General features: G+C 42.2%; 23 protein-coding genes. 4 read left to right on the forward strand and 19 right to left on the reverse strand.

Going from position 1 to position 16,948, the window contains the following annotated elements:
* Positions 1 to 47 precede the first annotated feature (47 nt).
* The 7 genes from V7K62_RS20170 to V7K62_RS20200 all read right to left on the reverse strand — a co-directional run bounded on the left by V7K62_RS20170 (position 48) and on the right by V7K62_RS20200 (position 4,348).
* The gene (locus V7K62_RS20170; protein WP_334867122.1) at positions 48 to 566 is read right to left on the reverse strand and encodes a YceD family protein; all 519 of its coding nucleotides are present in this window, start codon (positions 564 to 566) and stop codon (positions 48 to 50) included.
* A 209-nt stretch (positions 567 to 775) separates the two neighbouring features.
* Positions 776 to 1,303: a Jag family protein gene (locus V7K62_RS20175; protein WP_334867124.1), complete on the reverse strand. Its 528-nt coding sequence runs from the start codon at positions 1,301 to 1,303 to the stop codon at positions 776 to 778.
* Complete coding sequence (gene yidC / locus V7K62_RS20180; RefSeq protein ID WP_334867126.1) at positions 1,300 to 2,451, reverse strand: membrane protein insertase YidC; 1,152 nt, start codon at positions 2,449 to 2,451, stop codon at positions 1,300 to 1,302. The genes V7K62_RS20175 and yidC overlap by 4 nt, the downstream gene beginning before the upstream one ends.
* A 212-nt stretch (positions 2,452 to 2,663) precedes the next feature.
* Entirely contained in the window at positions 2,664 to 3,056 is a 393-nt protein-coding gene (locus tag V7K62_RS20185; protein ID WP_334867128.1) for a PH domain-containing protein, read from the reverse strand.
* Positions 3,043 to 3,465, reverse strand: a complete 423-nt coding sequence (gene rnpA, locus V7K62_RS20190; RefSeq protein ID WP_334867130.1) for a ribonuclease P protein component — start codon at positions 3,463 to 3,465, stop codon at positions 3,043 to 3,045. The genes V7K62_RS20185 and rnpA overlap by 14 nt, the downstream gene beginning before the upstream one ends.
* A 25-nt stretch (positions 3,466 to 3,490) precedes the next feature.
* On the reverse strand, positions 3,491 to 3,625 hold the full coding sequence (gene rpmH, locus V7K62_RS20195; RefSeq protein ID WP_094327629.1) for a 50S ribosomal protein L34: 135 nt from the start codon (positions 3,623 to 3,625) through the stop codon (positions 3,491 to 3,493).
* Positions 3,626 to 3,835: 210 nt separating this feature from the next.
* Entirely contained in the window at positions 3,836 to 4,348 is a 513-nt protein-coding gene (locus tag V7K62_RS20200) for a DUF2808 domain-containing protein (protein WP_334867132.1), read from the reverse strand.
* Between the two features lie 760 nt (positions 4,349 to 5,108).
* Here V7K62_RS20200 and V7K62_RS20205 point away from each other — a divergent pair.
* From V7K62_RS20205 to V7K62_RS20215, 3 genes are read left to right on the forward strand one after another with little or no spacing between them, the layout of a single operon-like run.
* Entirely contained in the window at positions 5,109 to 6,275 is a 1,167-nt protein-coding gene (locus V7K62_RS20205; protein WP_334867134.1) for a Re/Si-specific NAD(P)(+) transhydrogenase subunit alpha, read from the forward strand.
* 31 nt (positions 6,276 to 6,306) lie between these two features.
* Positions 6,307 to 6,600 carry an NAD(P) transhydrogenase subunit alpha gene (locus V7K62_RS20210; RefSeq protein WP_191757267.1) on the forward strand — a complete coding sequence of 98 codons (294 nt, stop codon included), beginning with the start codon at positions 6,307 to 6,309 and terminating at the stop codon, positions 6,598 to 6,600.
* Positions 6,597 to 8,003, forward strand: a complete 1,407-nt coding sequence (locus V7K62_RS20215; RefSeq protein ID WP_334867140.1) for an NAD(P)(+) transhydrogenase (Re/Si-specific) subunit beta — start codon at positions 6,597 to 6,599, stop codon at positions 8,001 to 8,003. Before V7K62_RS20210 ends, V7K62_RS20215 begins: the two co-directional genes overlap by 4 nt.
* Before the next feature lie 484 nt (positions 8,004 to 8,487).
* Here V7K62_RS20215 and V7K62_RS20220 read toward each other — a convergent pair whose 3' ends face one another.
* The 5 genes from V7K62_RS20220 to V7K62_RS20240 all read right to left on the reverse strand — a co-directional run bounded on the left by V7K62_RS20220 (position 8,488) and on the right by V7K62_RS20240 (position 11,232).
* Entirely contained in the window at positions 8,488 to 9,417 is a 930-nt protein-coding gene (locus tag V7K62_RS20220; RefSeq protein WP_334867142.1) for an endonuclease NucS domain-containing protein, read from the reverse strand.
* 89 nt (positions 9,418 to 9,506) lie between these two features.
* Complete coding sequence (locus tag V7K62_RS20225) at positions 9,507 to 9,653, reverse strand: hypothetical protein (RefSeq protein WP_334867144.1); 147 nt, start codon at positions 9,651 to 9,653, stop codon at positions 9,507 to 9,509.
* Positions 9,654 to 9,789: 136 nt separating this feature from the next.
* Positions 9,790 to 10,176 carry a type II toxin-antitoxin system VapC family toxin gene (locus V7K62_RS20230; protein ID WP_334867146.1) on the reverse strand — a complete coding sequence of 129 codons (387 nt, stop codon included), beginning with the start codon at positions 10,174 to 10,176 and terminating at the stop codon, positions 9,790 to 9,792.
* Positions 10,173 to 10,451 (reverse strand): hypothetical protein, encoded by a 279-nt coding sequence (locus tag V7K62_RS20235; RefSeq protein ID WP_334867148.1) that lies wholly within the window; start codon positions 10,449 to 10,451, stop codon positions 10,173 to 10,175. Before V7K62_RS20235 ends, V7K62_RS20230 begins: the two co-directional genes overlap by 4 nt.
* 325 nt (positions 10,452 to 10,776) lie before the next feature.
* Positions 10,777 to 11,232, reverse strand: coding sequence for a DUF29 domain-containing protein (locus V7K62_RS20240; RefSeq protein ID WP_334867150.1), 456 nt, complete (start codon positions 11,230 to 11,232; stop codon positions 10,777 to 10,779).
* Here V7K62_RS20240 and V7K62_RS31605 point away from each other — a divergent pair.
* Positions 11,179 to 11,346 (forward strand): DUF4351 domain-containing protein, encoded by a 168-nt coding sequence (locus V7K62_RS31605; RefSeq protein ID WP_442937315.1) that lies wholly within the window; start codon positions 11,179 to 11,181, stop codon positions 11,344 to 11,346. The two genes, V7K62_RS20240 and V7K62_RS31605, sit on opposite strands and share 54 nt — an antisense overlap.
* Before the next feature lie 135 nt (positions 11,347 to 11,481).
* On the opposite strand, the gene V7K62_RS20245 is transcribed toward V7K62_RS31605, so the two are convergent.
* The 7 genes from V7K62_RS20245 to petN form a co-directional block, all read right to left on the reverse strand.
* Positions 11,482 to 11,781, reverse strand: a complete 300-nt coding sequence (locus tag V7K62_RS20245) for a type II toxin-antitoxin system PemK/MazF family toxin (RefSeq protein WP_334867184.1) — start codon at positions 11,779 to 11,781, stop codon at positions 11,482 to 11,484.
* A 40-nt stretch (positions 11,782 to 11,821) separates the two neighbouring features.
* Positions 11,822 to 12,118 (reverse strand): hypothetical protein, encoded by a 297-nt coding sequence (locus V7K62_RS20250; protein WP_334867152.1) that lies wholly within the window; start codon positions 12,116 to 12,118, stop codon positions 11,822 to 11,824.
* 298 nt (positions 12,119 to 12,416) lie between these two features.
* Positions 12,417 to 12,746, reverse strand: a complete 330-nt coding sequence (locus V7K62_RS20255) for a DUF5615 family PIN-like protein (protein WP_334867154.1) — start codon at positions 12,744 to 12,746, stop codon at positions 12,417 to 12,419.
* 73 nt (positions 12,747 to 12,819) lie between these two features.
* Positions 12,820 to 13,050 carry a DUF433 domain-containing protein gene (locus V7K62_RS20260; protein WP_334867156.1) on the reverse strand — a complete coding sequence of 77 codons (231 nt, stop codon included), beginning with the start codon at positions 13,048 to 13,050 and terminating at the stop codon, positions 12,820 to 12,822.
* 267 nt (positions 13,051 to 13,317) lie between these two features.
* Positions 13,318 to 16,467 carry a GAF domain-containing sensor histidine kinase gene (locus tag V7K62_RS20265; protein ID WP_334867158.1) on the reverse strand — a complete coding sequence of 1,050 codons (3,150 nt, stop codon included), beginning with the start codon at positions 16,465 to 16,467 and terminating at the stop codon, positions 13,318 to 13,320.
* Between the two features lie 154 nt (positions 16,468 to 16,621).
* Positions 16,622 to 16,786, reverse strand: coding sequence for a hypothetical protein (locus tag V7K62_RS20270; RefSeq protein WP_292718964.1), 165 nt, complete (start codon positions 16,784 to 16,786; stop codon positions 16,622 to 16,624).
* Between the two features lie 4 nt (positions 16,787 to 16,790).
* Positions 16,791 to 16,880: a cytochrome b6-f complex subunit PetN gene (gene petN / locus V7K62_RS20275; RefSeq protein ID WP_012408302.1), complete on the reverse strand. Its 90-nt coding sequence runs from the start codon at positions 16,878 to 16,880 to the stop codon at positions 16,791 to 16,793.
* Between the last annotated feature and the right edge of the window lie 68 nt (positions 16,881 to 16,948).

A 16,948-nucleotide genomic window follows, 5' to 3' on the forward strand; every position in this document is an offset into this window, starting at 1 on the left:
ATAAACGCGCTTGTAAAAGCGCGTTAACGAAGTTGAAAGTCATCTGTCTATCCCGGAAGTTGCTTTTTCAGTGCTTCCAGAGAAGCCCAACGATTATCAACTGGCGTTTCAAGACTATCAGAACTCTCAACAGTAGTACTTACAGGAATACCTGGACAATTGCGATCGCACAGTTGCCTCTGAGGTACTGCCAAGGACATCTGTTCATACAGCCACTCGTTGGGATAAAAATAACCATCGGGCGGTAGGGTTTCAAGCAAATCTTCCAGAACCACTTCCCTTTCTAGGGGCAAGTCATTTGGCTGATTTGCAGTTTCGTCTAACCAGATGATTTCTTTCGTATCAAGCCCTAAACGTCGATTGTATTGCTGCAAACAGCGGTTGCAGGTACAAGTAATAATTGTTTCTGCCTGACCAGAAACTTCTAAGTAATTACCATGATGCTGTAGGCGCAGATGACCGCGAACTGGTGTCAAGGTTTCCAGACCAGGCAGAAATTCATTAACCTGAACTTCCTCTGTCCGCTCTGGGGCTTGAGTTAGCTGCGGAATATAAATTGCGTCCATAGGATTTGTGAGACATCCTCACTAAAATTTATCTTGACTATCAGCAATTATACTGATAAGACATCTTTACTTTATCTCTTAAGAACAAGAGAAGTTTTGAAATTATATGGTTATGAGTTTTGAATTAGCTTCAAACTCTGCCAATTTTAGATTTTCAATTTTGGATTTTGGATTGAATCTAAAATCTCAAATCTAAAATTGAATGGCTTCTAACTCCTAACTCCTTCCAACGAAGCTGGACAGACAACCAGATGACGATGTGGCTCTTTACCTCGGCTGAAGGTTTCTAAATCTCCAAATTCCTTCAAGAAGGTATGAACTTGACGCCGTTCAGCAGAACTAAGAGATTTGATCTCCACTTCTCTACCAGAAAAGCGCACTTCATCGGCTGCTGCTTCTGCTAATGCGCGAATTTCGGCTTCTCTTTTGACGCGGTAGCCATTCAACTCAATCGTGTAAGAGGCTTGTTCTTCCGGGGGTTGGCTGAGGTTTAGAACCGAATTTGCTAGATACTGAATCGCATCTAACACAGAACCATCAGCACCAATTAATAGCTGGATTTGTTCTGATGTCAAATTGGTTTGGTCAATAGTCAACCAGTAGTTATCTGGTTCTGGGGAATCACTGTCTTGAGATTGGGCAGTATCTAAATGACTCTGAATCTCAGCAGGTATTCCAGTGAGTTCTAGCAGGGTTTTTAACCACTGCTGACCTCGCTGCATCGGAATGTCGTTCATGATCCCCCTGTCGCCTTTTTCTTAGAACTTTTTGGTTCAAACGGCAATGCCTTTTGTTCTGTGACTACTGCTTCTTTCTCCTGGGTTTCTACGATTTTTTGCAGTTCTTCTGGTAGAGGTTCGCGGGAGAGAAAATAAGTTTGTGCAGTCTGGAAAATATTACCAATCACCATATACATGAGTACCCCAGCTGGTAGGGGGAAAAACAAGAACATCCCAGAAAAGATGACGGGGGTGATTTTGTTAACTGTATCCTGCTGCGGATTGCCACCGCTGGAATTTTGCCCAGAAAGCATTTGGCTAACATAAAGGCTGATCCCAAAGAAGACGATCATGGCGACGATATCCCAGTGGATTGTGCCATCTGGATCTTGTGCGCCAACCCTGCCTAAAGCATCAATGAATAGAAAGCCTTTTTCTGCTGCTAGTCCCGGAATTGTACCTTGAATGGTGACATCTCCCGGCTGCAAGGCTTCTACATTGCCCTGGGCATCAATTTTTATCCTATCTTCCCCTTTGGTGACTTTCCAATCAGGAATTAGCTTATTTTCTGGGTGTTCTGCTAAAAGTACCTGAAATGGTTTGCCCTCAGTGGTCTGATATTGGATCTTAGTTTGTTCTCCCACCGCTAGTTTGTTTCCGCTGGGAAGAATGGCAGCTACTTTAACGTGTTCCCCATCTGCAACATAAATATTTTGAGAAGCAGTGGCAAAGGCTTGCGGTTGAATTTGTTCGATTTGTTCTGCGGGAAGAATTTGCAGGTTAACGCTGTAGCTGGCACTTGCAAAAGGCGAACCCCGCAAAGTGGCGAACAGCGCTAACAAAACTGGCATTTGTACTAGTAATGGAAAACAGCCTGCCAAGGGGTTGCCAAATTCTTTTTGGACATTGACCATTTCCTCTTGCTGCTTTTGCGGTTCATCCTTATAGCGCTCTTTGATTTCTGCCATCCGCTTCTGCATCAGAGGTTGTACAATTCGCATCTTCCGCATGTTGCGAATTGAGCCAGCACTCAGGGGATAGAGCGCAAAGCGGACTATCAAGGTCAAAGCAACGATCGCTAATCCGTAGCTAGGCACAATACCATAGAAAAAATCTATGATTGGCAGCATCACGTTGTTCGAGAGAAAGCCGATACCAAAATCCATTATTCTGAATTCAACCTGAGGTACTGTAAACTGAATCTAATTTATCTAAATAGATGATTTGTCGGCGACTATCTTTCGCTACGGATAGCCGCACATTCAAATGGGGCAATTCAATTTTGGATTTTGGATTTTAAATTTTGGATTAAATTTCAATTCTTTAATCCAAAATCTCAAATCTAAAATTCTTGCTCCCCCTACTTCCCGTACTCCCATCATTTGTTGGCAGCAGCGCTAAATTCGGGATTTTTCGCAGCAATTCTTTCATTGATGTAGTCATAGACTTCCCGAAAATTGGGAATTGCACGCAATTCGAGACGACTGCCGTTTTTTAGGGTGATCGCCATATCTCCCCAAAAGCCAATGCCACGGGGGACTTTGACGATTTTGACAATTTCTGAGTAAATTACGTCAGTGCGATCGCGCCCTTGCCAACCTCCGATCACGGTAATTCGGCGATCGGTGATGCGGAAACGCAGCCACAATGCCCTGACAATTGCCCCAACTGTTAAGGGTATGCCAACGACGGTTAGCCCAATCAGCAGGTTGATAATTAAATCCCCAATATGGGGGCCACCTTCATAATAAACATCTTCACGAATTCCCATCGAACACCTCAGCTTGTGCCAACAACTGCTCTAATTCTTGCAGAAATTGTGGGCTTACGCACTTAGATTCTGCTGCTGTGGGTTTGACAATGACCACTAGCCGCCATCCTGGTGATAATTTTGGCAGCAAGTTGTGTAAAGCAGCAGTAATTTGCCGTTTGATTCGGTTGCGAACCACTGCCCTTTTGCTGACTTTTGTGCTAATCGAAATGCCAATCTGCGTGCTGGCAAGATGTAGTGAGTCAGTTGTTTGTGTCGTCTGGGTGGCAGTGTCCAAAGAAGGTTTCGTTGAACATAACGGCTTTAAGGCTCTCAATGTTAAATAAGAGCCATGACGCCGAATTCCTTCCCGGAAAACTGCCTGGAAATCCTTTCGGGATTTTAGCCGATTTGCTTTGGGCAAAGCCACAGATGCTCTTTTAGCTTGATATGCCCTAAACGCTCAGACGGTGACGTCCCTTTCTTCTTCTAGCGCTAATCACGTTTCTGCCGTCTGGTGTCCGCATCCTGGCGCGAAAACCAGAGGTTCTTTTTCTCTTACGGCTAGTGCCGCCCAGTGTTCTTTTCATACTGTTCTCCTCTTAGGTGATTTTTATAAAAACTCACAATCTCTAATTGTATCACTTTATTCGTGAATTGGGAATTGAGGGATTCAATTTTGGATTGACCATAGCACACCGTTAGCGAGTCATTGAGCGTCATAGGGGTCTTTTGGATTAAATTTCAATTCTTTAATCCAAAATCCAAAATCCAAAATCTAAAATTCTTACTCCCCACTCTTAATTGATGCTCAAAATCCATGTTCCCATATAGCGCAATAGTGGCACATCACCAGGGGAGAGTACTTGACAGTTAAAATAGTAAACTCCGCCGAAGGCTGGGTTTTTCACGTTAGATAAGACTACCTCAACTGCACTACCTGCTGGCACTGGCTCTTGGGGAAAAATATTAATCAGCTTACCTTCTTTGTCCCACTTCACCTCAGAAAGCGGAACTGCTTTGCCTTTGACTCGGACTTCAATTTGTTTCTGGTCAAAAGTTCCTTTGTAATAATCAGGGTAGGTAATGGCAAATTGACCAACAGCCAATTTCATTCTTTGGGCTGGAATCCTTAATATGTATCGATCCCAACCATTCGCTTGTCCACCAAAATCTAACCGGAAGGGCAGTTGATTTTCGGCTTTGACACCGCTAAAGAGCGTAAATCCTGGTAAGCTATCTGCCCACGTCATAGCTGGAAATCCAGTCACTAAGCAGCTAGTCACGGCTAAAGCGGAAAGTAAACGTCGCATAATTGGGTTTCCTCCACCAAAATATAAATCTGTTATCTAATTAACCGTGTCTTAGTATTCGTTACTAAAGTTTACTACTCACTTCCTGACAATTGACGTTTAGTAACAACAAAAGGTGCCATCCCCCCTGATGTTTGGGCGGTGGCAAAATTACTTAGTTATAAATTCAACACGAGATCAATTGGCTTCATTACCCTTATAGGGTGCTGATTTGATGACTAGATTGGTCAAATATTGAACTAAATAGAAACACAGTTGGGATTAGATTGTATTTCAAAATATGTATAAGTGTATCTAAATTTGAAAACTTTGTTATAAAAATTGAGCCGTGTCATCAGCGATCGCCAGTAAACTTGAGCTAAATTGATTAAAATAAGTTGGAATCCAAGTCGTAATCATTAAAATTTGATTGGGAAATTATCAAGCTTCAAAAATTTGGTCAATATTACTCTATAAGAAAGGAATACCAAAATTTCTCAATCCCGAAAATAAGCTGAAGATAAAGATGCAAAATTTGGGAATCAATTTAGGATGTGCAATACGTAACCCTGTTTGCAACTATCTGAAAATATGACATCTGCGAGCGGCAAAGTCAGGCTTTGCCTGGAGAGCGAAGAGTGGGAGAGGAAAGATTCGAGGTTCAATCTACAAGTAAAATTCATCGCTGATGTTCCTGCCTAAGTACTATGAGTGTGGGATATCCCTCATCTAGACAATCGCTTACTTAGCAGAGATTAGGTATTTATCTTCAGGAGATTTCATGAGAATAGCAGTTGCTAAAGAGATTGAAGTTTGTGAACGTCGTGTGGCATTAATTCCTGACGCCGTTGCCCGATTGGTAAAACAAGGTTTGGAAGTCTGGGTAGAAACAGGTGCAGGAGAGGGAGCTTTTTTCAACGATTCTGCCTATGAAGCAGCAGGAGCCACAATAATCAGCGATACTGCCAAATTATGGGGCGAAACAGATATTCTGCTGAAAGTCAGCCCACCGCAAGAACGAGAAGATGGACGCTCAGAAATTGACTTGTTAAAGGAAGGGGCTGTATTAATCAGTTTCCTCAATCCCTTGGGAAATCCTGTTGTAGCAGAGCAACTGGCAAATCGGAAAGTCACAGCCTTGAGTATGGAGATGATTCCCCGTACTACCAGGGCGCAAAGTATGGATGCTTTGTCCTCGCAAGCTTCATTAGCAGGTTACAAAGCAGTATTAATTGCCGCAGCAGCATTACCGAAATATTTCCCGATGTTAACCACAGCCGCAGGTACGATCGCTCCAGCGAAAGTATTTATTATGGGTGCTGGTGTAGCCGGATTGCAAGCGATCGCTACCGCTAGACGTTTGGGTGCAGTAGTAGAAGCCTTTGATATTCGTCCCGCCGTCAAAGAAGAAGTGCAAAGCTTAGGGGCAAAATTCGTTGAAGTCAAATTAGACGAAGAAACTGTCGCCGCAGGTGGTTACGCCAAGGAAATTTCTGAGGCTAGCAAACAACGTACCCAGGAAGTTGTCGCCGAACACGTCAAAAATTCTGATGTTGTAATTACCACCGCCCAAGTTCCTGGGAGACAAGCACCACGGCTAGTTACAGAAGAAATGGTAGCACAAATGAAACCCGGTTCAGTGATTGTGGATTTAGCTGCTGACCAGGGTGGTAACTGCGCTTGTACAGAACCCGGTAAAGATATTGTCTGGAACGGCGTGACAATTATCGGCCCGATCAATCTCCCATCATCAATGCCAATTCACGCCAGCCAATTGTATGCCAAGAACGTAACTTCGTTGATGCAACTGCTAATTAAAGACAAAGCTTTGCAGGTTGACTTTAGCGACGACATCGTTGATGCAGCTTGCGTTACCCACGCTGGTGAAATTCGCAATCAACGAGTGCGGGATGCACTACAAGCTTTGAGCGGCGTTGGAGCAGGTTAGTAGCCAAATTACCATAAGGAGTTTTGATTTCATGACAGAGGCATTACTTGCTGCTTTGTTTGTATTTGTTTTGGCATCTTTTATTGGCTTTGAAGTCATCAACAAAATCCCACCGACTCTACACACGCCCTTAATGTCAGGCTCAAACGCCATTTCTGGGATTGCGGTACTTGGGGCAATAGTTGCTGCTGGTGCGAGAGACACGAATGTATCGGTAATTCTCGGTTTGATTGCTGTGGTATTGGCAACAATCAACGTTGTCGGTGGCTTTTTAGTGACAGACAGAATGTTGCAAATGTTCAAGAAGAAGGAGATTAAGGCGTGAGCGACTTTTTACCAACTGGCATTCAGCTGACGTACTTAGTCGCTGCATCGTTATTCATTCTGGGGTTGAAAAAGCTGGGATCACCTGCTACAGCGAGAAACGGTAATCTCGTCGCGGCTGTAGGGATGCTGCTGGCGATCGCCGCGACAATGCTCGATCAACATGTGTTGAACTACGAGATGATATTGTTGGGCTTGGCGATTGGATCGGGAATTGGTGCGATCGTAGCCTACAAAGTCCAAATGACCGAAATGCCCCAAATGGTCGGTTTACTCAACGGCTTGGGCGGTGCGGCTTCGGCACTAGTAGCTGTTGCCGAATTCTGGCGGTTGTTAGATAGTTCTCAGTCGATACCCCTAGATGTGAACATTTCCATACTTTTGGACGTGTTAATTGGTGGTGTTACCTTCACAGGTAGTTTTCTCGCCTTTGCCAAATTGCAAGGTTTAATTAGCGGTTCCCCGATTACATTTCCATTCCAGCAACCATTTAACCTTGCGCTTCTGGGTGCTTATGTAGTGGGCAGTGTCTATTTAATCATCACACCAGATAGCTTACCCATATTCTTGGGAGTGGTTGGCGTTTCATTGGTGCTGGGCGTGATGTTCGTCATCCCCATTGGTGGCGGCGATATGCCTGTGGTAATCTCGCTGTTGAACTCGTTGTCTGGTGTGGCGGCGGCGGCGGCGGGATTTGTGGTGATGAACAATATGTTAATCATCGCTGGGGCTTTGGTGGGAGCATCTGGGTTAATCCTCACCGAGATTATGTGTAAGGCGATGAACCGCTCCTTATTTAGTGTGCTGTTCAGCGCTTTTGGTACAGGTTCTAGTTCTGGTGGTGCTGCTGCTAGTGGTGGTGCAACTGATCAAACCGTCCGCAGCATCGATCCCGAAGAAGGGGCGATGATGTTGGGTTATGCCCGTTCTGTGGTAATTGTGCCCGGTTATGGTATGGCAGTTGCCCAAGCGCAACATAGCGTCCGGGAATTGTCGGATCAGTTGGAAAAAATGGGCGTTGATGTCAAGTATGCGATTCACCCCGTTGCTGGGAGAATGCCGGGGCACATGAATGTGTTGCTGGCGGAGGCAAATGTGCCTTATACGCAGTTGTACGACATGGATGATATTAATCCCCAGTTTGATCAAGCGGATGTGGCTTTAGTAATTGGGGCAAATGATGTGGTAAATCCGGCGGCGCGGAGTGATAAGAATAGCCCGATTTATGGTATGCCGATTTTGGAAGTAGATCGGGCGAAGCAGACGATTGTGATTAAGCGCGGGATGAGTACGGGTTTTGCCGGTGTAGATAATGAGTTGTTCTACAAAGATAAAACGACGATGCTTTTTGGTAGCGCTAAGGATATGGTGGCGAAGTTGGTTTCTGAGGTGAAGCAACTTTAACGAACCGCGAAGGGCGCGAAGTAAAGAAAGAATTAGAGAGTTGGCTTGCTTTGGGGGTGTGATGCTTCTGGGGCAAGTTTTTTTGTTGGGGAATTACCTAACGCAAAGGCGCAAAGAAAGGAAGTTAGGACTTACGCATCAAGTAGGAAATGTAGGGGCAATTCATGAATTGCCCCTACGGTAAATCAAGGCTTTCACTACCCTTTTGCGTAAGTCCTGGAAGTTTCAAATCTTATTCACTAATAGTGTTGATTGTTCATAGACTGCATAAGTAGGTAGGCACAAATAAACCTAACTATGTAACGAAAAGTAAAAGCGGTGAAAACCTTGTGATTGCTTGTCTACGACACGCTACGCGAACACTCCACTTCGTTACGTACCCTGCGGGAACGCCAAGGGCGAACGCAATGACATAGTTATAAATTTTCTCACCTACCTACTTACTAAAATTAACAGCAATATTAGCAATGAAGTCATTTCGCAATTAAATTCTTTCAAACCACCTCTGTAAAGCCTCATCAATAAATTTATTTAAACTATGATTTGTAGCTGCTTGCTTTGCAAGTTCAATATCAATTGAAGTTATCTTACCAAGTCCTCTAGCAGCAGGTCTAACAATAGCTGCCCTTTGCCAATCTGTCCAGATTCTGAATCTTATAATATTGACTTGTTCACCAGTATAAAACTTATGAGGTAGCCACAAAAAACACACAAGCTCTTTTTTGCTATTTAGTCTTAATTCAGCACAGTATTTATTTCTGCCTTTTCCATATAAAATACCTCCGTCATGCACTACTTCTTCCATACGATAGTCAAATATTAAAACTTTTTCTCTAAACTTTGCAAGCTTAGATTTTTGTTCATTTGTACATCTTTCAAGCAATTGATAAAACCGTTTAGGAGGGATGGGAATATTCTTATCTGATAATGTTTTAAATGAATAGTCGAAATTTAAGTGGAAGTTTTCATTGGTATCTACATCAATTAGATTGAGACTAAATCTTTCATTTTTACAAATAACATGAAAACTCAAAAACTGAAATTTTAGCTGATGATATTTTCTATCGATGTAGTTATCCCTATGAAACTTTGGAGCAACAGCAATAAGAGTAACAGGAATTTGAAAATTGATTTGTTGATAAAAATGTTTTTCCTGCAAAAGAGCGTCATAGTAGCGAGTAAGCTGTTGCACAATATATCTGTCCTCAGAGTTTTTCAGTTCTAACACCACAAGTTCCTGACTCTTACCAACAGCTATAATGTCACAATATTGACCATTGACTTGATGCTGTCGCTTTAAAGGTTTATAGCCAAATAGTTTTTCCAAGTTGCTCCAAACGAAATTCTCTAAATGTCTCTCACTTTCAAATTCCCATCCAGAAGCAACTTGTCTTAATTTAATTTGGCTCTCCATATAAAACTGCTACTGTAACTATTTTTACTAACTTTACCTTAACATTCTGCCCTCATACTATATCCTTGGTAAGCCACACTAAGGCGCTTTTAAAACGATCGCTCCTCTTCTTCCTCTGTGTCCTCTGTGCCTCTGTGGTTCGTTAAAAAAGCGATCGCCTGAAAAATTTGCACCGTGCGATCGCTCTCTTCTTCCTTTGCGTGAGATAAAAAGCGATCGCCTGCAAAAATCTCCACAGTGCGTAGGCGAAGCCCGCCGTTCGCCTAGCGTCTCGTAGAGAAGGCTTCGCTCTGACAATATAATTAAGACTGCGGTGTAAGACTGCGCGGATCAACAACTACAATCGCAGAAAAACGTTTAAAGTCATCAATATTAAACGTAAGTAGATGTGTAATCTGATGTGTTCTCATCGCCGCAACTAAACACTAAACGTGCATCATGCACCTGTTTTCCCATGACTTGGTATTTAACAATTAGATATTCCCACTCACCAAAAATTGCCGGTGTATCAAGGTATAGTATAAATATCTTCTTGAGTTTCTCAGTTTCTTGTACTGCTTGAGCGGTGGATAAACCTAAACCATTACTATTAATCGGTCTTGTAGCAACAGCCCAAAACTCAATGAGATTCTGTGGAATTATATATAATAATTCACCTTGTCTCTTTAACACCAATATTGCTTTTTGAGTATCAGAGTGCATTGGGCTATTCTTCTGCACCAAACGCAGCAAAATATTAGTATCCACCAAATAGCTCATAACATTTCATCTTCTCTGGTGTAAATACTCTCTCGACTAATCGCTGCATCTGAAAGTGCTGGTGCTAAAGAAAAAGCAGGGCTATTTATTAAATCTGTTAATATAGATTCCCATTCTTCCTGAGTTGATACTTGATAAAAACATTTTTCTTCATGGCTGGTTAAACTATCTTCAATCAGATATGCAAGATAAGCTTCTACCGATAAACCTTGTGCAGCAGCTTCAGCAATGAGACGAGCCTCTATTTCTGGTTTCAATTGTAGCTGTATGGTCATTTTTTGTCTCCTAAAGCAGCAATCAAAAGTGATGGACTAGTAATTCTCCCACAGGCGCAAAATCTAAGATAATAACCTTACTCATCCTATTTTAAATAGAAATGCCTTTCAGAGATTCAATAATTTCTTTGCTTCGCTGCGACTTTGCGCGAAACAAAAAAGCGATATCCGAAACTCCTAAAGAGCGTAGGCGTTGGCGTAGCCTCTCCAAGAGTTGCCCGCCGTACCACTTCGTGGAAGCAAGCTACGCGTAGCGTCTCGTTGGCGTAGCCTCTCGTAGAGAAGAGAAGGCATCGCCTGCAAAAACTCCACCGTGCGATTATGATTAATTTGGAAAAAAATCAGAATCTAAGGTTTCATCAACAGAAAAAGGATAGTCTTTAGGAAAAATAGGCAGAGGAAGACCTGTTTTAATAGATGCTTCTTTTCTAGCGTGTTGGTAACAACTGTCAAAAACTTCCGTGTAATAGTATTTTAAGCTAGGACTATCTACAAATGCTTCTTCTAATCTTTGACGATGTTCATAGATTGTATATAACCAGCTATTAGATCGGTTCTGGGGTTGAAATTTGTATTTGAGAAGGTGCATTAAAAGCACTCTAAGATTACTCCTTAAAGCATTTTTCTCACTTCTTACCATACTTTCAATTTCTTCAATTAAATTTTCTAACTCTAATTCTAAAAAGTTTTTGTTTTTTAATAAATCAACAGTGTATTCTAACCACAAGTGATAATCTTGTGCATAGAGACTATTTGTTTTAGGAACAGATTGATTGCTCATAATCTTCTCCTTTATGGATATATAATTTTAACATTGTTAGAGGATTTAGCCGAAGCCTTACTAGATTTATCCACTGAAACTGATTTAGTGGCTTGGTTGCAACATCAGCAATAAAATATGTATTCTACCAAGCGATCGCTCTTTTTTTAGTCTTCGCCGTTCATTCAAAACAGCGATCGCCTGAAAAATTTTCACCGTGCGTAGGCATCGCTCTCTTCTTGCTCTGTGGTTCGTTAAAAAAGGCGATCGCTAAGATATTGAGTGAGAAATATTTAAGACAACAGCTAATGCTTGAGAAATAAGTTGCATTTCTGAGTCGGAGAGTTGACCTAGTTTTCTCACTAATCTTGTTTCTGAAACTGAACGTATTTGAAAAGTATCTACACCAGAAACTTTGGCTAAACTGTTCTCTGTGCTTGGTTCCAGCCGTACAATCCAAGGTCTAACAGCATATCTTTCTTTCCAATCTGTAACTGGGACAATAACCTTCAAAGGCAAAATCCCAATAGCATCATCATTGACTATAATACAAGGACGTTTTTTGCTAATTTATGTCCCTACTGTTGGATCTAAATTAACTAACCAGACTTCACCTCTGTACATAATTCCCTGAGTTGTGGAAGTCTTCATCTGGATAGTCGCAAAAATCTTCTCCCTCTAAGCCAGAGAATATATCTAATTCACTACCAGGTGCATAGTCTGCAATCGCTGCGATCGCGGCTAGTTCTAATTGGCGTTTTTGCTCATCTTTGGTAAGTGAGTGTTTTTCTTGAAGAACTAATTGCAGGGCTAATTCAGCTATTTTCAGGCGTTCACGAAGTGACTCCGTAGGAGTATCGCTTATGCTCAAACTTGGAAGTGCTTGGAGAATTTCTTTGGTTTCCATATTAATTCATAGAGCAACTATATTACTAATACTAGTGAAATTATAATAAGCGATCGCCTGCAAAATCTCCATAGTGCGTAGGCATTCGCGAAGCGTCTCCAAGAGTTGCCCGCCGCAGGCATGGCTCCGTTAAGCTGCACTAACAATTAATCAACTTAACTCATATCGGTAATCGCCTTAGAGGATGTTTGAAAAGTATTTGGCTGTGATTTTAGGCACTTTGATCCCCCCTAACCCCCCTTAAAAAGGGAGGAACCGGAGTCAAAGTCCCCCAATTTATCGCGGGATTTAGGGGGATCTAAAATATTTTGATACCGACAAGAGGACTTTTCAAACAACCTCTAACCCGGAAAGTTTCATTACTGACAGAAATAATTGCCCCTACTTCTAAATCTACCTGACATTCCTTTAAAACTTCCGTCAAACGCTCATTAATTGCATTGTAATTTTCATTTCCTAATCTAAACAAAATTACACTGGGTAAATTATCCCCACTAGTAGCTAAAAGTTGGGCAAAATCCAAGTCTACAGTTAATAAAATTCTCCCTTCTGTACGAGCTTTCACTAAAATCTGATCATCTGGTAGTCTTTGCAACCCTTCATCGCGCAAATGTACCACATCATACATAATTAGCACTACGCAACCAAGACACAGTGCGTAGAGAAATTCCCATATCAGCTAAAAATTTCATTTTACTTAATTAAGCCGTTTTGAAGGGATAAACCCGTTCTTGAGTTAACCAAGCTGCGTAAAGTAAAGATTGACGAATATCCTCTGGTTCTAAATCAGGATATTCTTCTAAAATCTCTTCTACAGGTTTCCCATTAGCTACCAAATTAACCACCAATGAAACTGGAATCCGTATCCCGCGAATGCACGCTTGTCCCGCCATAATGCAAGGATCAAATGTAATTCTTTCCAGACCCAACATAAATTATTTTTTTGTAATATCTTCTAGTTTCTCATAAATTGCCTGAGCATAGAGGCGATACCTACAGTAGGCTAGGCAGTTCCAAAACTCTACCAAGCGTTGGCGTAGCCTCTGGCAGAGAAGCCCACCGTTCTCTCGTAGAGAAGGCATCGCTCTGACAATATAATTAACACTGCGGTATAACACTGCGCCAATCAACAATTACAATCGCAGAAAAATCTTTAAAGTCATCAACGTCTCGTAGAGAAGGCATCGCCTGATTTTTTCTTAATTAACTGTCCGTTTCATCGGAATTTGTATCCAGAACTCACAGCCATTACCAGGTTCAGAAACACACTTGATATTACCGCCGTGTTTTTCCACAATAATTTGGTAGCTAATAGATAACCCCAAGCCAGTACCTTGTCCAGGTTGTTTGGTGGTAAAGAAAGGTTCAAAAATGCGCGATCGCGCAATCTCTGGAATCCCACAACCATTGTCAGTAATCAAAATCAGAATAGTATTCTCTTCGATGACTTCTGTACGTATCAAAATTTTAGGATTTTCAATTATTTTTCCACTAGTTGCTGAGTTTTCCAGTGCATCGATTGCATTGTTGAGAATATTCATAAACACTTGATTTATCTGGGCTGGATAGCAGAGTACAGGGGGCAATTCACCATATTGCTTAATTACCTCAATAGTAAAAGAATTAGTGTGTGGTTGCAGTCGATGTTGCAAAATTAGCAAAGTACTGTCGATGCCTTCATGAAGGTCAACGGGCTTTATTCCTGCTTCGTCAAGTCGAGAAAAAATTCGTAATGACAAGACTAGTTGAGAGATCCGCTCTGCCCCCATCTTCATTGAAGTCAGAATTTTGGGCAAGTCATCACTAATGAAATCTAAATCTATTGCTGCTGCTTGCTTTTGAATTTCTCCTGTTACTTTGGCATACTGTTTCTGATAGAGGTGCAGTAATTTAAATAAATTTTCGGTATGTTCAGTAACATAGCTTATGTTACCGTAAATGAAACTAATCGGGTTGTTAATTTCATGTGCTACACCAGCAACTAACTGCCCTAAGCCTGCCATTTTCTCACTTTGAATTAACTGGCTCTGAGTGTACTGTAATTCTTTAATAATCTGGCTGAGTTCTTCTTTTTGACGTTGAGTCTGTTTGAGTAATTCCGCTTGCTGAAGTCCTACCCCTAACTGAGTACCAATCTGCATCAGCAAATCTACCTCATGTTCTTGCCAATCACGGGGTTTGATATTTTGATAAGCTGCTAATAATCCCCAAAGTTTCTCACCCTGAAAAATCGGCACAATCATATATGACCTAGCATCCATTAGTTCAATCAGAGCAATATCAGGAATAGAATCATCGGTGCTGTAAATATCCTTAATAACAAGAGTTTTACCATTAGCAAAATCCCCGCCTTGGGTTTCTTGCAAGTAATTACTTGCGTAGGGGTAGCCCGTCGTAGACATCGTAGGTACAATTCCCTTTACTGGTGTCCAACCTTGGGCTAAAGACTCAGCAACAAATTCGCCACTCCAATCAGCCCCGAATCGATAGATTGTCACTCGGTCAACTTCCAATAGCCGTCGGACTTCTTCTGTACTGGTAGCAAAAATGGTATCAATATCAAGAGAGCGGCGAATTTTCTCCACCGTTGCAGCTAAAGCCTTCTGCCTTTCGGCTGCTTTCCGTTCTCGTTCGGCGGCTTTAGCCAGTTTTTGGGCTTGCACTTGCATCTGTTTCAAGGACTCAGCTTGCTGTAATGCTACCCCCAATTGAACGCCAACTTGTGCTAGCAAGTTGATTTCTTCATCTTGCCAATAACGGGGCTGGGAGTTTTGATAAGCTACTAGCAATCCCCACAGCTTTTCGCCCTGAGAAATTGGTACAAAAACTTCATTACGTGCATATTTACCCGCTTGTTTTCCTTGCACAAGAACGCCTTCCGTCACTGGCTGCGGCTTAACCATTGGTGTCCAGCCATCAACAATGGAATCAGCCACAAATTCCCCACTCCAATCAGGATAGAAGCGATAAATTGCGACTCGTTCCACTTCTAATAGCCGACGAACTTCTTGAGTAGTGGTTTTAAATATGGCTTCAATCTCAAGAGAGTGACGAATTTTTTCAACCGTGTTCGCCAACGCCCTTTGCCTTTGGGCAGCTTTGCTGATCTCTGCTGCTTGGCTCTGCATTTGCTGTATAAATTCTGCTTGCTGCAAAGCCACACCTAGTTGGGTGCCCACTTGAGTAAGCAAGTAAACCTCATCTTTTTGCCAATCACGGGTTTCAGCATTCTGGTACACTGCCAGTAAGCCCCAGAGCTTCTGACCGTGGTAAATGGCAATGATTACATAAGCTCTTGCTTGATAAATCTCTAAAATTTTAATGTAGCAGTTGCTAAAGCCGGAATTGTAAATATCATTACAAATCCGGTATACTTCACAGCTGCTAAAGCTACCACCTTCGGTATCTTGTAAGTAGGTGTCAGCGATTGGAGGTTTAGCTAAATCTTTGGCGCTACATTCACTGACGTTTTCCCTCAATTCCGGCCGCTGCAATTGTTCATGGATGAGGGAAATCCAACCCTCTGCCACTGATTCAAACACAAATTCACCACTCCAATCGGGATTGAAGCGATAAATAGCCACGCGGTCAGCATTTAATAGCTGCCTAAGTTCTCCAGTGCTTGTGCGGAAAATGCTTTCCAAGTCTAGGAATTGACGAATTTTCTCAATGGTTATGGCTATGGTTTTCTGCCATTGAGCTGCTTTTTCTCTGGCTTTTGCTTGTGCTAGTTGTGCCGATTGTAGTTTTACTTGTTCCAGGTAATCTGCTTGCTGCAAGCCAACTCCCAGATGTTCGGCAATTAATTGCACAAACTCAATTTCTGATGCTTCCCATTCGCGAGGACTACTACACTGATGAATACACAGCAATCCCCATAATTCTTTACCTTTCATCAAGGGGGCAGCTATATTGGCACGTACTTGGAATTTTTCTAGCATCTGGACGTGACAATCACTGACAGTAGCTTGATATATATCAGCCATTGCTTTAATCCGACCTTGCTGATATAACCCTGCAAACTCCGTAGCAAAGCAGTGGTCGCGCAGTTTGGCTGCTAGTACCGAACCCCATTCTGCTCCCACATCTTCATAGATAAATTTCCCTTCCCATGCCAAATCAGGATAAAAACGAAACACGCCAACCCGATCCGTTTTCAGAAGTTGGCGGACTTCAGTGACTGTAATTTTGAAGACCACGTCTATGTCTAGAGACTCCCGAATGCGGGCAATAACTCCAGACAAGGCTTTTTGTTGCTCATTCTGACGCAAGGGGAATGTCATATCTGAATGAGATTCTTGATGTTCTGAATTTGGTTCTATGGGTTGAGTAGTAGAGGAGTTTTCCATTCCCAGTGGGACTTTAAATATTGAAAGCCTTCTATCTCATGATTCCCATTGCGATCGCAAAGGTAACAGTTATTTCCTTAGAATGTTATAAAAAATAGTGTAGGGACACGATATTATCGTGTCCCTACAAAAATATTTTTCAACTACGAGAAAATTATCGCCGCTTGGGAGTGGCGCTGCGGGTGGTGCGTTTCTCTTCATCTCGGCGGCGGCGATCGCGCCAATCTGCCAGGGTCAAGTAACCAATACCACCAGTGACTACTACGAGCAGCACTACAGCAAATAAAGCCAAAATACTCAAGAATGGACTTTCCACCATACCTCTACAGTCCGTTACGTCCCCACACTACCATTGCAATTGACCAAGTGAACACAACTAACAACGATACCCAACCTAGTGTCAAAATCTCCATAGTCCCACTTTTCAAATAATTACAAAAGGTTTCTAATATTTATCATACAGGGATTGGGCAGACTCAGA

This window comes from Nostoc sp. (assembly GCF_036917935.1).
Taxonomy (GTDB): Bacteria; Cyanobacteriota; Cyanobacteriia; order Cyanobacteriales; family Nostocaceae; genus Nostoc.